We start from the raw sequence: 18134 nt of genomic DNA on the forward strand, positions 1-18134 counted from the left end.
CGGCGGCCCGGACACCGCCGGCCCGCGCCCCCGCGGTCGGTCAGGTCGCGTCGGCGTAACAGTCCACGATGGACACATCAAGCGGAAAGCGGACCGGCGTCGCACCGAAGAGCAGTGCGGAGGCCTGCTCGCCACACCGGTTGACGGCCTCGGCGACCGCATCCGCCTGCGCGGCGGGCGCATGCACGACCACCTCGTCGTGCTGGAAGAAGACCAGCTCCGCGTCGGTGCCGGCCAACTCGGTCCGCAACGTGGCCAGCAACGTGGAAGCCCACTCGGCAGCTGTCGCCTGGATGACGAAGTTGCGCGTGAAACGACCCCTCGACCGCGCGGCCCGCGCCCGGGGACCCTGCGGATCGGCCGCCGCGTCCGGGTCGGAGGGCGCGTCGTCGGGATCACCGAACCCCACGGCACCGGGCGGACACGTCCGCCCCAGCCACGACCGCACCAGCCCACCCGCCTCGCCGGTACGCGCCGCCGCCTCGACGAAGGCGAACGCCGTCGGGTAGCTGCGCTTCAGCACCGCCAACGCGGGCACCGCCGCACCGCCGGTCTGCCCGTACATGGCACCGAGCAGGGCCACCTTGGCCTTGGCCCGGTCACCGCCGAACGAGTCGCGCGCCAGCGCGGCATAGAGGTCACCGGCCCCGCCCGCCGCCGCCAGCCGCGCGTCGCCGGACACCGCCGCCAGCACCCGCGGCTCCAACTGACCGGCGTCCGCGACCACCAACCGCCAGCCCGGATCTGCCACCACCGCCCGACGGATCACCTTGGGGATCTGCAACGCGCCACCACCCCGGGTCGCCCACCGGCCGGAGACGACACCGGCCGGCACGTACTCCGGTTGGAACCGGCCGCCCCGCACCCACTGATCGAGCCAGCCCCAACCGTGCGCCGTCCAGATCCGGTAGAGCTCCTTGTATTCCAACACCAGCGGCACCGCCGGATGGTCGACCCCGCGCAGCACCCAGGCCCGGGTGTTGGGCAGCTCCACCCCGACGCGGGCGAACGCCCTCAGCAGCTCCGTCGGGGAGTCGGTGTGCAGGCCGCGGACGCCGAGCGCGTCGGCGATCCGGGCGGCCAGCTCGGCGAGTCGGCGTGGCGGACCACCGACCGGGGACGCCTCGCCGAGCAGCTCGTGCAGGATCTCGTTGTGCACGTCGGCGCGCCAGGGCAGCCCGGCGGCACCCATCTCCGCCGCGATCAGCGCGCCGGCCGACTCGGCGGCCACCAGCAACCGGAACCGGCCGGGGTGCTCGGTCGCGGCGATGCGGGCGAGCTGGTCGGCGTACACCCGGATCAGTGCGTCGATGCCCGGCCCCGACGGGCCGGGCAGCGTGTCGAAGAGCGCGCCCTGGCCGTGCCCGGGGGGCGCGGCGGCGCGCGGCGGTGGGTCGGGCGGCACCGGCGCGCCGGTCAACCGTGCCCAGGCCGCGGCCAGCGAGCGGGGCTCACCCCAGCGGCCCGCCTGCCCCAGCAGCAACGCCTCGGTCAACTCCACGTCGTGACACCTGTCGACCCGGACGCCGGCACGCAGCAGCGGCGGGTAGACGGAGGTGGCCGTGGACCAGACCCAACGCGGGTGCTGGGCGGCCTCGCGGGCGGCGACCGCGGCGACCAGGTCGACGACGACCTCGGGCGGGCCGGCGGGCTGGCCGCCGGCACCCAGAGGGCACAGCACTCCCCCACCTCGCTCGTCGGACACCACCGCCACCAGCACGAACGTGATTCTGCCTCTCCCTTGCGACAAAACCGGAGGCGCACCTCACCGGTGTCGGGCCGGTCGGGCGTCGGAGGCGCTCGGTAGCGTGGTCGGGTGCCCCCACAGATCCCCCATCCCGATCCTGGCACCCCCGACACCCGGGGACCGATGCGATACCTGTGGTGGCTGGTCCGGTGCCAACCCTGGCGGGTGCTGCGCGGCAGTCTGCTCGGCACGGCCTGGATGGTCGGGCTCTCCGCCCGGCCCTACCTGATCTACCGCGCCGTCGACGACGGGCTGCGCACCGGCGACACGCGCGCCCTGGTGTTCTGGGTCGCGGCGATCGTCGTCGCGGGGGTGGCCCTGTCCTACCTCGGCATCATGCGGCACCGCACGATGACCTTCATCCGGGAGGACGCCAAGGCGCGCTCGGCGGAGGTGCTGCTGCGCCACCTGTCCCGGATCGGCGCGGTGCTGCCACGCCGGGTTGGCGCGGGCGAGGTGTCCACCATCGGCGGCTCCGACATCGACTGGGCCGCGCAGGTGCTGACGCTGACCGGGCCGGGCGTCGGCGCGGTCGTCGCGTACGTGATCATCGCCGTGGTGCTCTGGTCGATCTCCCCGCTGCTGGCGCTCTGCGTGCTGTTGGGAGTGCCGGCGGTCGGCTTGGTCGTCGGGCCCCTGCTGCGCCGCCTGGAACGGGCCGAATCGGTCTACCGCCGGCAGCAGGGTGCGCTCACCGCCCGCTCCGGGGACATCGTGGCGGGGCTGCGGGTGCTCGCCGGCGTGGGTGGCCGGGACCTGTTCGCCCGGCGGTACGCGGCCAGATCCCAGGACCTGCGCGCCGAGGGCTACCGCGTCGGCGCGGTGAACAGCTGGATCGACGCGGCGACCGTCGCCATCCCCGGGTTGTTCCTGGCCGCCGTGGTGTGGCTGACCGCGCGGATGGCGGTGACCGGCGCCGTCACGATCGGCGAACTGGTCGCCGTCTACGGCTACGTGGCGACCCTGATCGTGCCGGTCTGGTTCCTGCTGGAGGGCAGCCACCAGCTGATCCGGGGACGCGTCGCCGCCCGACGGATCGCCGACCTGCTCACCGTGACCCCGGACGACGTCGGTGGCCCGGGTCGTCGGTGGTCGGGCTCGGTGCCCGTCGCCCGCCGGCCGGATGCCCTGGCCGCACCGGTCGGCCCCGCCGACCTGCACGACCCGGAGACCGGCCTGACCGTGCCCGCCGGGCGGCTGACCGGGGTGGCCGCCGACGACCCGGCGGCGGCTGTGGCGCTGGCCGACCGGCTCGGCCGGTACGCCGTCAGCGAGACCACCTGGGGTGGCGTGCCGTTGGCCGGTGTCGCCCTGGACGAGGTCCGCTCCCGGATCCTGGTCGCCGACCACGACTCGTACCTGTTCGCCGGGACACTGCGGGACGTGCTGTGCCCCGGGGGCGACGACCAACGGATCCGGGCGGCCCTGCGGACCGCCTCGGCTGACGACATCGTCGACGCCCTGCCCGGCGGGCTGGACACGCCGCTGGACGCCCGAGCCCGGACCCTCTCCGGCGGTCAGCGCCAACGGGTCCGACTGGCCCGGGCGCTCCTCGCCGAACCGGAGGTGCTGATCCTCGTCGACCCGACGTCGGCGGTGGACGCGCACACCGAGGCGCGGATCGCCGAGCGGCTGCGGACCGCCCGGGCCGGGCGGACCACCGTGCTGCTCGCCACGTCGCCGCTGCTGCTCGGCCGGGCCGACCTGGTCGCACACCTGAGCGCCGGCCGGATCACCGCCACCGGCAGCCATGCCGACCTGCTCGACTCCGACGCCGGCTACCGGCACCTGGTGGCCCGGGGCAGTGCGGATCTCGACAGGCCCACCGACACCGAGGAGATCTACCGGTGAGCCGGCTGCCGGTGGCCGACCGGAGCACCGTCCGTCGCGCCCTGCGGGCCATGATCAGCCGGCATCGCCGGGCCGTCGGTGTCGTGCTGGCGCTCAACGGCGCGGCCGCGATCGCCGGGCTCGCCCCGCCGTGGCTGCTGGGCACCATCATCGACCGGGTCACCGCCGGCGCCGGAGCGGCCACCGTGGACCGGCTGGCGCTGGCCATCGCCGGCTGCGTCCTGGTCAGCGCGCTGCTGTCCCGCTACGCCCAGTACGCCGGCCACCGCTTCGGTGAACGGGCCGTCGCCGAACTGCGGGAGGAGTTCGTCGACCGGACCCTCGGCCTGCCGGTCTCGGTCGTCGAGCGCGCCGGCTCGGGCGACCTGGCCACCCGCAGCTCGGTCGACGTGTCGACGGTCGGGACCACCGTGCGGGACGTGGTGCCCACGATCGTCATCGCCTCGGTGCAGTTGACCCTGCTGTTCGGGGCGATCTTCCTGTTGCATCCGCTGCTCGGCCTGGCGGCGCTGGCCGGGCTCCCGTCGATCGTGGGGACCACCCGCTGGTACCTGCGCCGGGCCAGTTCCGCCTACCTCACCGAGGGCGCGGCGGCAGCCGAGTTGACCGAGGCGCTGACCACCACCGCCGCGGGCGCCCGCACCGTGGAGGCGCTGCGGCTGACCGACGACCGGATCCGGCACGGCACCAACCGGATCGCCCGGCTGTGGCAGGCCCGACGGGCGACCCTGGCGCTGCGTACGGTGTACTTCTCCGTCGTCGAGGCCAGCTACCCGCTGCCGATCGCCCTGGTCCTGCTCGTCGGCGGCTACCTGCTCTCCCGGGACGTGGTCACCCTCGGCGCGGTGGTCGCCGCCGCGCTCTACCTGCAACAGGCGATCGACCCGATGGACCGGCTGTTGCAGTGGACCGAGCAGGCGCAGCGCGGTTTCGCGTCGTACGCCCGGGTGCTCGGCGTCGGCATGGTCCCGCCGGAGCCACCCGGTCGGGCGGCCACGTCACGGGGCGAACGGGTCGTCGTCCGCGGGGCGCGGTTCTCCTACTCCGGTGGGCCGGACGTGCTGCACGGCATCGACCTCGAGGTGCAGCCGGGTGAGCGGCTGGCGGTCGTGGGTCCGTCGGGTGCCGGCAAGTCCACCCTGGCCCGGCTCCTGGCCGGGATCGACGCGCCACGCCAGGGCGTGGTCAGCATCGGCGGTTGCCCGGTCACCGACCTCGACCCCGCCGAACGTCGACGGCGGATCGCCCTGGTCACGCAGGAACACCACGTGTTCATCGGCTCGGTGCGCGACAACCTCTCCTTCGCCGCGCCGGACGCGTCGGACGAGCAGATGCGCGCCGCGCTGGCGAGCGTGGGCGCCGACTGGTGTGCCGCGCTGCCCGACGGGCTGGACACCCAGCTCGGCGACGGTGCCCGGCAGCTCGGCGCCGCCGAGGCACAGCAGCTCGCGCTGGCCCGGCTGGTGCTCGCCGACCCGCACACGCTGATCCTCGACGAGGCGACCGCCGCGCTCGACCCGAGCACGGCCCGCCGCACCGAACGGGCGCTGGCCGCCGTGCTGGTCGGGCGGACCGTCATCGCGATCGCGCACCGGCTCAACACCGCGCACGACGCCGACCGGGTCGCCGTGCTGGCCGACGGCCGGATCACCGAGATCGGCAGCCACGACGACCTCGTGGCTGCCGACGGGGCGTACGCGGCCCTCTGGCACTCCTGGCACAGTCCGGCCGACGAGCGCCCGAGGTGACCGGTTACTTGACGGCGCCTGCCGTGAGGCCGGCCTGGATCTGGCGTTGGAAGACCCCGTACACGATGATCATCGGAAGGATGGCGATGGTCAGCGCGGCGAACAGCCCGGACCAGTCCGCCTCGTAGCCGGCGTTCACCGAGATGTTCGCGATGCCCTGGGTCAGGACCCACTTGTCCTCGTAGCCGCTGGGCAGCAGCACCAGTGGTAGCTGGTACTGCGCCCACTGACCGATGATGTTGAAGATCGCCACGCTGATCAGGCCCGGCTTCGCCATCGGCATCATGACCTGGAAGAACAGCCGGGTGTGCCCGCAGCCGTCGATCATCCCGGCCTCGGCCACCGAGGTCGGCAACGTCTTGAAGAACGCGGCCAGGAAGAACACCGTGAACGGCAGCGAGTACGCGGTGTAGACCAGCACCAGTCCGGTGTGGGTGCCGAGCAGACCCAGGTTCTTCACCACGAAGAACAGCGGTACCAGGGCGAGGAAGACCGGGAAGGCCAGCCCGGAGACGAACAGGTAGTAGACGGCCCGGTTGCCGATGAACTTGTACCTTGCCAGCACGTACGCGGCCATCGAGCCGAAGAGCATGGTGCAGAAGGTGCTCGCCCCGACCACGAGCACGCTGTTGAGGAAGTACCGGCCGACGTGCGCCTTGGTCCAGGCCCGACCGAAGTTCTCCCAGCGCAGCTCGGCCGGCAGGGTCCACGGGCTGCTGAAGATCTCGGTGGTGTTCTTGAACGCGGCCAGGAAGGTCCACAGGATCGGCACGATGACGATCACGGCCCAGCAGACGAGGGCCAGGTGACCGAGCCCGGCGAAGAGGCGTACCTCGGACCGGGGTCCCTTCCCCGGACGGCCGCCGGCGGCCTTCGGACCCTTGGTCGGCGGGGGCGGTGTGGCCGCCGTCGGCGGCAGCGTCGTCTGCGGGTTCATCAGTACTCCACGCTTTCCCGCTTGGTGAGCCGCAGCGTCAGCGCCGCGAATGTGATGGTGAGGAAGAAGAGCGCCACACCCATCGCCGAGGCGTAGCCGTACTTCTGGTACGTGAACGCGTTGCGGTAGATCTCCACGGCCAGCACGGTGGTGGCGCCGTCCGGGCCGCCCTGGTCGATGGAGAGCACCGCCACGACGGCGAACGCGTCGAACGCCGCGATGCCGAGGTACACCCAGGCCACCTGGAGGGTGTCCCAGAGCAGCGGCAGGGTGACCCGGAAGAACAGGGTGACCCTGGTCGCCCCGTCCATCTCGGCGGCCTCGTAGATCTCGCCCGGAATGGAGGCCATCCCGGCCGAGAACAACACCACGTAGAAGCCGACGGCCTGCCAGACCAGCACCCCGATGATCGACCAGAGCGCCAGGTTCGGGCGGATCAGGAACAGCACCGGGTCCAGGCCGAACTTCATCAGCACGCCGTTGATCAGGCCGGACTCGTCCGGCCGGTAGACCGTCTGGAACAGCACCGCGATGATGGCCACCGCCAGGATCTGGGGGAAGAAGAACACCACCCGGTAGAACTTCGACCCCCAGACCCCCCGGCGTTGGCCGCCGCTGCTCTTGCCGCCCACGTTGAGCAGGAAGGCGAAGAACAGCGCGATGGCAATGGTGATCAGCGGCAGGGCAAGCAGCAGTACGCCGTGGTGCTGGACCGCCTTCCAGAAGGCGCCGTCGTCGAGCAACCTCCGGTAGTTGTCGAAGCCCACCCACCGCGGAGCCGACAGGCCCCGCCAGTTGGTCATCGAGATCTGGAACGCCTGCGCGTACGGCGCGATCACGAAGGTCACGTACAGCGCGACCGGGACGATCAGGAACCCGATCACGAATGGATACTTGCCGTGCCGCATGACCCCTACGCTCCGATCAGCGCTTGAACTTGGTGACGGAGGAATCCTTCTTGATCGCGTCGGCACGCTTCTGGATCCGCTCCACGAAGGCGTCCGCGTTGATCCGGCCGAACATGAGCTCGTTGGTGGCGGTCCGCGCCTCCGTGTCGAGCTCCTTGTACCAGCCGTCGAAGTACAGGTTGAACACGTCCTGGCCGGCCGCCTTGAGCGCGGCCTGCGAGCTGGCCACACCGGGCGGGAAGGAGAAGCCCTCCGAGCCGGCGGTGACCACGGTCGGGGCCTTGACCACCTCGGTGAAGCCCTTCGCGCCCGCCTTGGACAGCATCTGGCGCATGTACTCCAGGCCACCCTTGGGGTTCTTGCTCTTCGCCGAGACGAAGTAGCCCTCGCCCGCGGTGGCGCGCAGCGCCGTGGCCGGCAGCTTGTCCGACGCGGTCAGGCTCGGCACCGGCATGAGCTGGTAGTCGAAGCCGGCCGGGGTGTCCTGCTTCTGCTCACCCTCCAGCCAGTCACCGCTGGGGTACAGGGCCACCTTGTACTGGTTCTGCCGCAGCTGCACGTCGGTGTGCTTGAGCCCCTCGAAGCTCTTGTCGCTGAACTTCGCCCCGACCTCGGCCCACGCGGTGGCCGCCTGCTTGATCGCGTCCTGCTTCCAGGCGCCGTCCTCGAGGTTGTCGATGTTCTTGAGAACGTCGGTGCCGCCGATCTTGGCGGCCTGGGTGAGGATCACGTTCCACTGGTAGTAGGCCGCGTTCGCCCCGGCGTAGCCGTACGGGGTGATGCCCTTGGCCTTGATCTTGGTGAGCAGGGCGATGAAGTCGTCCCAGGTCTTCGCGGGCGCCCAGCCGTTGTCCTTGAACAGCTTGGCCGAGTACCAGATGCCGAAGACGGTGGAGACGTAGTACAGGACGTACGGCTTGCCGTTGAACGAACCCGCCTCGACGGTGCCCGGCACGACCGTGTCGCGGACCTTCTTCGCCGGGTCGTCGACCGACGGGGCGTCCCACAGCTCGGTGAGGTCCTGGAGCTGGCCGTCGGCCACCAACGCGCCGAAGTCCATCAGCTTCTCGCCCGAGTTGTTCACGAACTCCGGCGGGTTGCCGGACGCGAACCGCGGCTGGAGCACGGTGGAGACGGCCTGCGTGGCCTGGTGCTTGATCTCCGCCTTGGGGAACGCCGTCTTGTAGAGCGGCTCGTGCACGTCGGTGGCGTACTTCTCGCCGTAACCGCCGTTGAAGATGACCACCTCGATCGCGGCGTCGTCCTTGACGCCCAGCGGGTTCTTCTCGCTCTTGGTGCCACCGGCGACCTGCTCGTTCTCCTTGTCGCCGCCGCTCGTCGCGCAGGCGCTGAGCAGGCCGATGGCCGGAGTGGCGAGCATGCCCACGGCGGCGGCGCGACGCAGCACCGTGCGACGGTCGAGCGCGGCCGGGTGTTCGGGGGTAATCGACATCGTCGTCTCTCCTTGTGGAATTCGGGTCAGGCGGTACGCCGGAGACGCCCGGCGTACCGCGACTCGAGGGCGATGTTGTGCTCGTCCCCTCCGGGGACGTTGGCGGAGAGGTAGATAGGGGGCACCTCTCCGGCCTGGTGGAACCGTCGTACGACCTCCGCGGTCAGCAGCTGCGCCAGCAGCGCCGTGGTGACCGAGGAGACCGCACAGACCGCGCCGCCGCCCTCGAGCGGCAGCAGTGCATCGCCGTACGGCGCGCCGTTGTCCAGCACGACGTCGGCGAGGTCGGCGAGCCGCTGGCCGGACGGATGCCGTGGAGCGACCCGTGCCGTGTGCTCGACCGAGGTGACCGCGATCAACGGGTGACCGCGCTCGGTGACCAGCGCCGCCAGCTCTACCACCGAGCCGTTGATGCCGGATTGGGATGCCACCACGAACACGTCGCGCGGCTGGGGCGCCGCGAGCGCGTAGATCTGGTGGGCGATGGAGGGATCGCGTTCCAGCTTGGGGTCGGCGAGCACGTCACGCGGGGCGTCACCGTGCATCACCAGGTCCCGTACCGAGAGCCGGTTGGTGGGGACCAGCCCGCCGGCCCGGGCCACCAGCTCGGCGGCGAACGCCTCGGAGTGCCCGGCGCCGAACGCCTGGAGCACCCCGTCGTCGCGCAGGCTGTCGGCGATGAGATCGGCTGCCCGGGTGATCCCGTCGGCCTCCGAGTCGAGCAGTCGGTCGAGCACCGGGCGGACGGCGTCCGCGTACCCCTGGGCACTGATCATGAGACGACACCTTTCGCTGCCTTGTGGCCGTCGACGGCCTGCGCGGTCCGCCGGAAGGCCACGTGGGCGCGGTCGTGCGTGCGTTGGGCGACGGCGATGTAGAGCAGGTCGAGCACCACCAGTTGCGGGTGCCGGGCGGAGAGGGCGTCCGGCCGGAAGGTGGTGGCCTGGCTGGCGGTGAGCAGCACGATGTCGGCCAGTTCGGCCAACGGCGAGCGGGGGAAGCCGGTGAGCGCGATCGTGGTGGCGCCCCGGCTGCCCGCCTCGGCGAGCATCTCGATCGTCTCCCGGGTCTGCCCGGTGTGCGAGATGCCGAGCGCCACGTCTCCACCGCGCAGCAACGCGGCGCTGGCCAGTCCCTCGTGCACGTCGTTCCACGCCCACGCGGCCACACCGATGCGGTGCAGGCTGAACTGCATCTCCTCGCCGACGAGCGCGCTGCCGCTGGCACCGAAGATGTTCACCCGGTTGGCCCCGGCGATCGCCACGGCGGCCCGTTCCACCTCGCTCAGATCGAGCAGGGTGGCGGTGTCGTGCATGGCCCGGGTGTCGGCGGCCATGATCTGGTCGAGCACCCGGGCGAGCGGGTCGCTCGGCTGGATCTCGCGTCCGATGTCGACGGTCCAGCCGGCCGAGCGGGCCCGACCGGTCTCGGAGGCGATGCCCAGCCGCAGGTCGGCGTACCCCTCGAAGCCCATCGCCCGACAGAAGCGGGTGATGGTCGCCGGTGAGGTGCCGCTGCGCTCGGCCAGCTCGACGATCGTGGATCGGGCAGCGGCCTCCGGGTCGCTGAGCACGTGTTCGGCGACGCGGCGCAGCGCGTCGGTCAGCTCGTCGAGCCCGTTGCGGACGCGGGCCAGCACCCCGCCGGAGGCTGAGCTCCTTCGATCGATCGCGTCGGCGTCGACCACCGCGGTCCCCGCGGCGGTGTCCACCTCGTGATCAACCATGGGTCGCCTCACCTTTCCGAAAAGCTTGTTAACTGTTAGTGGTAAAAGTTCTTACTAACCGCCCCTCCGTGTCAAGACTGTGGGCGAAGTTTTCAAACTGTTACCTGGCGCACAGCCCGCCGCAGCCGCCGGAACTTGCCCCGCAAGACGTCGCCGACCAGCATGAACAGGCCCGATTCGCCGCACCGACTAAGGAGCCCCGTGCCGATGTCCGACGCCCTCGTGATCGGTCTCGATGTCGGCGGCACGTCCACCCGGGCGACCGCCCTGACCCTCACCGGGGACCGCGTCGGCACCGGCCGCGCCGGTGGTGGCAACCCCACCAGTCACGGCGCCGAACGGGCCGCCGCCGAGTTGTTGACCGCGCTCCGCGAGGCGCTCGCCGACCTCGACCCGGCACGGGTGGTCGCCGGCACCATCGGGCTGGCCGGGGCGGCCCGGTTGCTCGCCGACCCCGCCGGCCGGGCCGCCTTCGACCGGGCCTGGCACGACGCCGGCCTACGCTGCCCGTACGCGGTGTACGGCGACGCCCTGGTCGCCTACGCCTCCGGCAGCGCCGCAGCGGATGGAACCGTGCTCATCGCCGGCACCGGCGCGATCACCGCGCAGGTCCACGACCTGCGGCTCGACCGGATCGCCGACGGTCACGGCTGGCTCCTCGGCGACACCGGCTCCGGCTTCTGGCTCGGCCGCGAGTCGGTACGCCGGCTGCTCGCCGACCTCGACGCAGGGCGTGCACCCGGCGCGCTGGCCACCACGGTGCTCACCAAGCTGGTGGGCAGCCCCGAGATCGCCGCCCGCCCCCGGGACACCGTCGACGCCACCATCCAGGCGGTGACCCGTCGACCCCCCATCGAGCTGGCCCAGCTCGCGCCCCTCGTCGTCGACGCCGCCCACCACGGCGACCCGGTCGCGACCGCGCTGATCACCGAAGCCGCCGCGCACCTGGCCGAGAGCGTGAGCCGCATCCGCCCCGCCGGCGCGGTGACCCCACTCGTGCTCGGCGGCGGGCTGCTCACGGCGGACACCCCGCTCGCCGCCGCCGTCCGGGTCGAGATCACTCGACACTGGCCGGACGCGCCGCTGCGTACCGCCGGAGACGGGGCCGCCGCGGCGGCCTGGCTCGCCGCCCGCGACCTGCCCGAGGTGACCGACCCGGCCGCCCTGCACGCGCGCCTCTTCCCCACCCCCTGATCAATCTCGGTCGCGTCGACGCCCTGCGGCCGGGTCGGGGTGGGCCGCGCCCTGGCCGGGCACGGCTACCCTGGGTCGGTCCCCTGGCGCCGAGGAGGCCCACGGTGCACATCGAACAGACGATCGCCGAGCTGGAACGCGTCGCCGCGCGCGAGGTGGGCCGGGGCAGCGAGGCGCTGGCCGCGCCCGTCGCCGGCGGACTGCTGGCCGCCGCCCGGTCGCTCGCCTGCGCTGCCGCGCCGGACGCCGCGGTGTTCACCGGGTTCTTCATCCCCGGCGCCGAACCGCCCGCCGCGGAGACCGACGGCCCGCTCGGCGCGGTCCAGATCGCCGCCGCGGTACGCCTTCTCGGCGGCCGGTGCCGGCTCGTCACCGACGAGCCGTGCGCCCCGGTGGTCGAGGCGGCCGTCGCCGCGGCCGCGCCGGGTCTGCCGGTGGACGTCGCGCCACTGCGGGGGTACGAGGAGTGGGCCGCCGCCCTGCTCCCCCGGTACTCCCGACTGACGCACCTCATCGCCTGTGAGCGCGTCGGCCCCGGGGTGGACGGTCGGCCCCGCAACATGCGTGGCGAGGACATCAGCGCGCACACCGCACCCCTGGACCGGCTCTACGCCTCCGGGTCGGCCTTCCGGATCGGCATCGGCGACGGCGGCAACGAACTGGGCATGGGCCGACTGCCGGCGGAACTGGTCGGACGGGTGGTCGCCTCGGGCGAGCGGATCCGGTGTGTGGTGGGCGCGGACGCGCTGCTCGTCGGCGGCACCTCGAACTAGGCCGCCGCCGCCCTCGTCGGCGCGTTGTCGCTGCTCCGGCCCGAGGTGCCCGCGCTTCGTACGCTGCTGGAGCCCACCTGGTCGTACGACCTGCTGACCGCGATCGTGCGCGCGGGCGCGGTGGACGGGGTCCGCCGCCGCGCCACGCTCAGCGTGGACGGTCTCGACTGGCCCGCGTACGCCGAACCCCTCGCCCGCGTCGCCGAACTGGTCAGGGCAGGCCGGTAGGTGTGGGTGGCTCGGCCGCCGGCCGCAGTGACCTCGGCGGACGGCTCGCCGGGCGGGCCTGCGCGGCACCGCGGGCGCGCGACGGCAGGTGCAGGGCGACCGCGACCACCGCGAAGGCCGCCCAGCCGGCGCCGAGTGCCACGGTCGGCGAGATGTCCTGAACGTAGTGGTACGCGGTGAGGAAGCCGACGAGCCCGAGGCTGTTGCGGGCAAAGTGCCAGCTGAACTCCGGCAGCTGACGACGAGCCTCGACGGCGACCAGCACCCCCGAGTACGGGAACGTCACCACCATGCCGCGCAACACGGCGCCGAGCAGCGTGGTGAGGATCGCCCCGACGAAGATCACTACCAACTTGAGCAGCACCGGCAGCCCGTCCGAACGCGCCTCGGCACCGGCGACCGGATCCGCGTCGGCGTCCGTGGCGGCGTCGGCGCGCGGGCGGGCGGCACGGCGGCGTAGCAGCAGCATGGCCGCCAGCCACAGTGCGAGCGTGCCGGCGAGGGCCGCCTCGAACGGGACACGGACGGCCAACAGCCCGGCACTGAGCGCCACGTAGACGGCGATCCCCGCGCCGTCGGCGAGCAGGATCGGCCAACGCAACCGGTGATGGGTCACCGCCACCGTGACGAAGAAGAGGTTGAGCCCGAGCACACCGAGCAACTGCGCGCCGTCGACCCGGTGGTCGGTGCTGACCAGGGCGAGCGTCATCGGCAACGGCAGGCTGTAGACCAGCGCCCGGAGCCGGACCGAGCGGATCACGCTGACGGCCCAGACCACCGCCGTCACCAGCAGGACCCCGCTCAGCGTCATGGCTCACCCGTCTCTGCCCCCGTGGTGGGGCTGTCAGTCCTTGAAGGTCGCGGCGTTCGCGCAGAGGTCGAACACGCGGGTGAGCCGGGCGACGTCCGTACGGTTGACCGAGAACTGGTTCTCGCCGATCTCGCCGTGCGCGGTCATGTGGGCCTCCCAACAGCTCGACCCGTCCCACAGTGCCAAATTGACGTGCAGGTGTGGACTGACCACACCGAGGGGCAGCAGACCCACCCGCGCACCGGCGGCGCGCTGCTGCCGCACGAGTGCGGTCAGCTCGTCGCTCAGCGTGGCGTAGACGAAGACCCTGGTGATCTGGACACCCCGCTCCAGCGCCTCCAGGTTGGCCGCCCAGTAGCGCCGGCCGATCTCGCTGCGCCACCAGCTGAGCTCCCCGCTCACCCGGGGCATCACGTTGGTCAGGGCGTCCAGTCGTCGCACGCAGGTGCGGGTCGCGCCGACCAGGTCCTCGTCCTCGTCGCCGCGCCGGATGATCCGACCGTCCGCGAGCTGCTCGGCCTCCAGCCGGAACTGCTCGTACCGCCGCTCCGCCTCCACCGCGACCCGGGTGCCGGCGTGCTGCTCGGCCGCTGCCCGCATGGCCCCGGCCAGCTCCGTGGTGGAGCGGACCAGCCAGGGCGGGCCGTCCAGCAGGGTGCGCAGGTGAAAGCGGCGCTCCGCGCGGGCCAGTGAGTCGACCAACAGCGAGATGGTGATGCCCATCAGGCCGGCCAGCAGCGACTCCACCCCGGAGGCGGCGTCGCTGAGGTCGAGCGCGACGCTGAGGGTAATCGACAGCGTGATGCCGACAAGTGCCACCGGGTCGGTGTGCGCCACCAGGCGAAGGAAGCCGCCGCCCTGGTCCCGTAACCGCTGACGGGCCACGTCACGGGTCATCGAGATCCCCCAATCAGCCGCTCCCGACAGCGTAGACAGCAGCCACAACCAGCGGCCCCGCCGCAGCGGGCCGGTAGCATCCGGCGGGTGCAGAGAGCCGACGCGGTCCGGTCGACCGGAGCGGACGCCGAACGGATCGCGGCGGAGATCCGGGCCTGGGTGTGCTCCGTCCCGCTCCGCGACCTGGTCCGCCGGTTCGGCGGCGACTGGCCGGCCGGTGACCTCGACGAGGTGCTGCGGTTCCTGGACGACTTCTCCGCCCGACACTGGGACTTCCGGGGCGGGCGGGAGCGACCCGAGGCCCGGGAACCCGACCTCGACCCGGCCACCGCAGCGTTGGTCCTGGACGCGGCTGCCGCGCTCGGGTTGATCCACCCGATGCCGCCGACCCGGCCGGCGTACGCCCACCTGGTGGTGCTCGGTGGCCTGGCGCACGCCTGCGTACGACGCGTCGGGTACGCCGCGCACCTGCTCCGCGCCGGCCTTCCGGTGAGTGGCGAGGTCGCCGTCCTGGGCAGCTTCCGGCCGTTGTCGGAGTGGGAACGCCGGACGCTCGCCGACGCGGGCCTCCCGCCCGACGACACCGAGGTGGACGTGCTGGACACCGCCGTCCGGCGGGTGTTCGGGGTGGCCATCCCGGCGGAGCAGGCCGGCGTCGACGCCGGCCACCCACACCACTCCTGGTCGTCGCGGACCTACCGGCCGGACGGGCTGCCGCCGATCCGGGTGCTGGCGGCGCCGTCCAGCGAGCCGGACCGGCGGCGGGCACACACCGCCGACACCCAGCGGTTCTGGGCCGGCCACGTCCGGCTCGCCCCGGGTGATGAGGTGCTGATGGTCACCGCGCCGATCTACGTGCCGTTCCAGCACTCCGACGCGCTGCGCACCCTGGCCCTGCCCTACGGATGCGGCATCGAGACGGTGGGGGTGGACCCGACGCTCGCCGACCTGGCGGTGCTGCCCGAGCAGACGCTCACGCCCGGCCGCTACCTGCAGGAGATCCGCTCGGCGATCCGCTCGATGCGCGCCCTGCGCACCGCCTGAGTCTCACTCAGCCGGCGGTGTCGGCGACCGCCTGCGCGAAGACCTCGGAACGGTGCTCGAAGTTGCGGAACCGGCCGTAGCTGGGCGCGGCCGGCGACAGCAGCACCACCCCGCCGGCCGGGGTCACCTCGCGGGACAGCCGGACCGCGTCCACCAGGTCGTCGACCAGTTCGGTACGCACCTTCGGCAGTCCGGCGAGCACCTCGACGATGCGGGTGCCGCTGTCCGGGATCCCGATGACCGTCAACTCCCGTTCGGCCAGGTGCTCGGCCAACGGGGTGTAGTCCAGACCCCGGTCGTTGCCCCCGACGATCACCGTCAACGGCCGCCCGTCGTACGCGTCGATGGCGTGCATCGCCGCGTACGGGCTGGTGGCCAGGGTGTCGTCGACGAACGTCAACCCGGACGGGTCGGTGATCTCGGTGAGCCGGTGGGCCAGCCCCTGGAACTCGGCGACCGCGACGGCGAGGTGATCCTTCTCGGTCACCACGTCCATGCCGAGCGCGTCGAGCACGGCGAGCGCGACGCACAGGTTGCCCTCGTTGTGCCGACCCACCAGCGGCAGCACGGCACGCGGGAACAGCGGCTGGTCGCCGAGGTGGAACCACGGCGTACCGTCACCGCCGGCGGCGACGTGGACGCTGTCGGGACGGCCGGCGCGGATGGCCGGCAGGTCCCCCAGCTCGGCGGCGAGTCGCGGGTCCCCGCCGTTGACGACGATCGTCTGCGGGTCGTGGGCGAGCAGGTTGAGCTTGTCCCGGTAGTACTCCCGCTCCCCACCGTGCGCGTCCAGGTGCTCGGGGAAGAGCGCGGTGACGACCGCCACGCGGGGCGAGTCGGTGAGATCGCTGCACTGGTAGCTGGACAGCTCCAGCACGTACAGCTCCGCCTCCGGCAGGTCCAGGGTCGGCACCCCGATGTTGCCGCCGAAGACGTTCGGCCGGCCCGTCGCGGTGAGCAGGTGGCTGATCAGGCTGGAGGTGGTGCTCTTGCCCTTGCTGCCGGTGACCCCGACGGTGCGCGCGGCGTGGTCGGCCATCCACAGCGCGGTGCCCTGGGTGACCAGGCCGCCGCGTCGGCGCAGCTCGACGAGCCACGGGTGGGTCTGCGGCACACCCGGAGAGCGGACCACCACGTCGGCGGCGGCCAGCCGCTCGAAGCCCGCCTCGCCGGTGACCAGCGGCGCCGCCTCGGCCAGCGGGCCGTCCCAGGGCAGTGACAGGAAGTTCGCGCTGTCGTCGACGGCGACCAACTCGGCCGGGCCGTGCGCGGCGATGGCGGTCACAGCGGCCCGGCCCTCCCGGCCGGTGCCCCAGACGGCGACGGTACGTCCGCGCAGGTCAGACAGGCGCACAGGGCTCTCCTCGGGGATCGCGGCGGCGGCAGGACGGGGCCGGTCCGGACACGGCCGGACGAACCAGGGCCTAGTATGGCGTGTGCCCAACGAGCAGCTCCGGCGGATGGACGCCTTCACCTTCCCGTCCTACTCGATCGACTTCGCCACTGGCGAGGTGTTGTTCGACTACGCCCTGACCGGTCCGGCCGGTGAGCAGCGGTTCACCGAGGTGATCACCCTCCCGCTACCGGCCGAGCCGCCGTCGGACGAGACGGTGGCGACCCTCGGCCGGGTGCTGGAGGTGCTGCACCTCGTCGCCGGGGTCAGCTACTACAAGACCGCCGCACCGCCCCGGCTCGTACTGCCGGCGCCGCTGGGCGCGGCCACCGTCGACTACGTCACGGCCGTCTACACCAAGGGCCTCGCCGAGTACGCGTACCGCAACCAACTGCCGCACGTGCTCCATCTACGCCCGGAGGTGCCGGCCGGCTCGCCGGAGCCTCCGCGCGTGTACGACGACTCCGACCGTCGTCCGCTCTCGGCGGTGGGTGGTGGCAAGGACTCGATCGTCAGCCTGGAGGCGCTGCGCCAGGCCGAGTTCGACCCGGTGCCGTTCTCGGTCAACCCGAACCACGTGATCGTCTCGGTGAACGAGGCGTCCGGGCTGATCCCGCTGGCCGCCCGCCGGCGGATCGACCCGGTGCTGTTCGACCTGAACGCGGCCGGCGCGCTGAACGGGCACATCCCGGTGACCGCGATCAACTCGCTGATCGCGGTGGCGACCGCGGTGCTGCACGGGCTGGGACCGGTGGTGATGTCGAACGAGCGCTCCGCGTCCGACCCGAACCTGGTCTGGGACGGCCACGAGATCAACCACCAGTGGTCCAAGGGTGTCGAGGCGGAGGGGCTCCTGCGGGCGTCGTTGGCCGAGCACGCCGGCCTGACCGAACCGTACTTCTCGCTGCTGCGCTCGCTGTCCGAGCTGCACATCGCCCGGCTGTTCGCCGAGTTCACCAGGTATGACGACGTGGTGACCAGCTGCAACGCCGCGTTCAAGCTGCGGAACGCGAGCGAGCGCTGGTGCCGGGACTGCCCGAAGTGCCGGTTCGTCTTCCTGGCCATGGCACCGTTCATGCCGCGTGAGCGGATCACCCACATCTTCGGCGGCGACCTGCTCGCCGACGAGTCGCAGATCCCCGGCTACCGCGAACTGCTGGGCGTGGACGGGCACAAGCCGTTCGAGTGCGTGGGCGAGGTCGAGGAGTCGGTGGTGGCCCTCGGCCTGCTCGCCGAACAGGACCAGTGGCGCGACGCCCCGGTGATCCGAGCCCTGGTCGACGCCGTCCCCGAGACAGCCTGGTCCGCGGTGGCCCACTCGGACGTCTTCACCCCCGGCGGACCCAACCACATCCCCCCCACCTACGCCAAAGCCCTAACCCCCCTCCTCTAACCCCACCCACCCACCCCACCCCCGCCACCCC

14 protein-coding genes and 1 pseudogene are annotated in these 18134 nt (G+C 72.4%); 6 read left to right on the forward strand and 9 right to left on the reverse strand.

Annotated elements, in window-relative coordinates:
- Positions 1–40 precede the first annotated feature (40 nt).
- A complete protein-coding gene (locus tag AB0O48_RS20910) occupies positions 41–1750 on the reverse strand; it encodes a bifunctional 3'-5' exonuclease/DNA polymerase (RefSeq protein WP_357248585.1) in 1710 nt (569 codons plus the stop codon).
- 120 nt (positions 1751–1870) lie between these two features.
- Between AB0O48_RS20910 and AB0O48_RS20915 the strand changes: the two genes are divergently transcribed.
- Positions 1871–3598, forward strand: coding sequence for an ABC transporter ATP-binding protein (locus AB0O48_RS20915; protein ID WP_357248797.1), 1728 nt, complete (start codon positions 1871–1873; stop codon positions 3596–3598).
- A gap of 50 nt (positions 3599–3648) precedes the next feature.
- Positions 3649–5346, forward strand: a complete 1698-nt coding sequence (locus AB0O48_RS20920) for an ABC transporter ATP-binding protein (protein WP_357248800.1) — start codon at positions 3649–3651, stop codon at positions 5344–5346.
- A 4-nt stretch (positions 5347–5350) separates the two neighbouring features.
- On the opposite strand, the gene AB0O48_RS20925 is transcribed toward AB0O48_RS20920, so the two are convergent.
- Genes AB0O48_RS20925 through AB0O48_RS20945 form a run of 5 tightly spaced genes read right to left on the reverse strand, consistent with a single transcriptional unit; the run spans position 5351 to position 10370 of the window.
- Positions 5351–6283 (reverse strand): carbohydrate ABC transporter permease, encoded by a 933-nt coding sequence (locus tag AB0O48_RS20925; protein WP_357248588.1) that lies wholly within the window; start codon positions 6281–6283, stop codon positions 5351–5353.
- Positions 6283–7191, reverse strand: a complete 909-nt coding sequence (locus tag AB0O48_RS20930; protein ID WP_357248591.1) for a sugar ABC transporter permease — start codon at positions 7189–7191, stop codon at positions 6283–6285. Before AB0O48_RS20930 ends, AB0O48_RS20925 begins: the two co-directional genes overlap by 1 nt.
- A 16-nt stretch (positions 7192–7207) precedes the next feature.
- Positions 7208–8644 (reverse strand): N-acetylglucosamine/diacetylchitobiose ABC transporter substrate-binding protein, encoded by a 1437-nt coding sequence (ngcE, locus tag AB0O48_RS20935; RefSeq protein WP_357248594.1) that lies wholly within the window; start codon positions 8642–8644, stop codon positions 7208–7210.
- Positions 8645–8670: 26 nt separating this feature from the next.
- On the reverse strand, positions 8671–9420 hold the full coding sequence (locus AB0O48_RS20940) for an SIS domain-containing protein (RefSeq protein WP_365067660.1): 750 nt from the start codon (positions 9418–9420) through the stop codon (positions 8671–8673).
- Complete coding sequence (locus AB0O48_RS20945; protein WP_357248600.1) at positions 9417–10370, reverse strand: MurR/RpiR family transcriptional regulator; 954 nt, start codon at positions 10368–10370, stop codon at positions 9417–9419. Before AB0O48_RS20945 ends, AB0O48_RS20940 begins: the two co-directional genes overlap by 4 nt.
- A 207-nt stretch (positions 10371–10577) precedes the next feature.
- Here AB0O48_RS20945 and AB0O48_RS20950 point away from each other — a divergent pair, with 207 nt between their 5' ends.
- Together AB0O48_RS20950 and AB0O48_RS20955 are read left to right on the forward strand one after the other, a co-directional pair.
- Entirely contained in the window at positions 10578–11564 is a 987-nt protein-coding gene (locus AB0O48_RS20950; RefSeq protein ID WP_357248603.1) for a BadF/BadG/BcrA/BcrD ATPase family protein, read from the forward strand.
- Positions 11565–11668: 104 nt separating this feature from the next.
- Positions 11669–12565 (forward strand): annotated as a pseudogene (locus AB0O48_RS20955) (glutamate cyclase domain-containing protein).
- On the opposite strand, the gene AB0O48_RS20960 reads toward AB0O48_RS20955, so the two are convergent.
- Positions 12549–13376 carry a hypothetical protein gene (locus tag AB0O48_RS20960; RefSeq protein WP_357248608.1) on the reverse strand — a complete coding sequence of 276 codons (828 nt, stop codon included), beginning with the start codon at positions 13374–13376 and terminating at the stop codon, positions 12549–12551. The pseudogene AB0O48_RS20955 and the gene AB0O48_RS20960 sit on opposite strands and share 17 nt — an antisense overlap.
- Positions 13377–13409: 33 nt before the next feature.
- The gene (locus AB0O48_RS20965) at positions 13410–14273 is read right to left on the reverse strand and encodes a hypothetical protein (RefSeq protein ID WP_365067666.1); all 864 of its coding nucleotides are present in this window, start codon (positions 14271–14273) and stop codon (positions 13410–13412) included.
- Between the two features lie 87 nt (positions 14274–14360).
- Between AB0O48_RS20965 and AB0O48_RS20970 the strand changes: the two genes are divergently transcribed.
- Positions 14361–15317, forward strand: coding sequence for a hypothetical protein (locus AB0O48_RS20970; RefSeq protein ID WP_365067669.1), 957 nt, complete (start codon positions 14361–14363; stop codon positions 15315–15317).
- Between the two features lie 7 nt (positions 15318–15324).
- Here the strand turns inward: AB0O48_RS20970 and murD are convergent, their stop codons facing one another.
- A complete protein-coding gene (gene murD, locus AB0O48_RS20975) occupies positions 15325–16671 on the reverse strand; it encodes a UDP-N-acetylmuramoyl-L-alanine--D-glutamate ligase (RefSeq protein WP_357248617.1) in 1347 nt (448 codons plus the stop codon).
- A gap of 82 nt (positions 16672–16753) precedes the next feature.
- On the opposite strand from murD, the gene AB0O48_RS20980 reads away from it, so the two are divergent.
- Positions 16754–18103 carry a hypothetical protein gene (locus AB0O48_RS20980; RefSeq protein WP_357572217.1) on the forward strand — a complete coding sequence of 450 codons (1350 nt, stop codon included), beginning with the start codon at positions 16754–16756 and terminating at the stop codon, positions 18101–18103.
- Positions 18104–18134: the final 31 nt, after the last annotated feature.

Origin of the sequence: Micromonospora sp. NPDC085948 (assembly GCF_040686315.1) — a bacterium.
In the GTDB taxonomy this organism is placed as follows: Bacteria; Actinomycetota; Actinomycetes; order Mycobacteriales; family Micromonosporaceae; genus Micromonospora.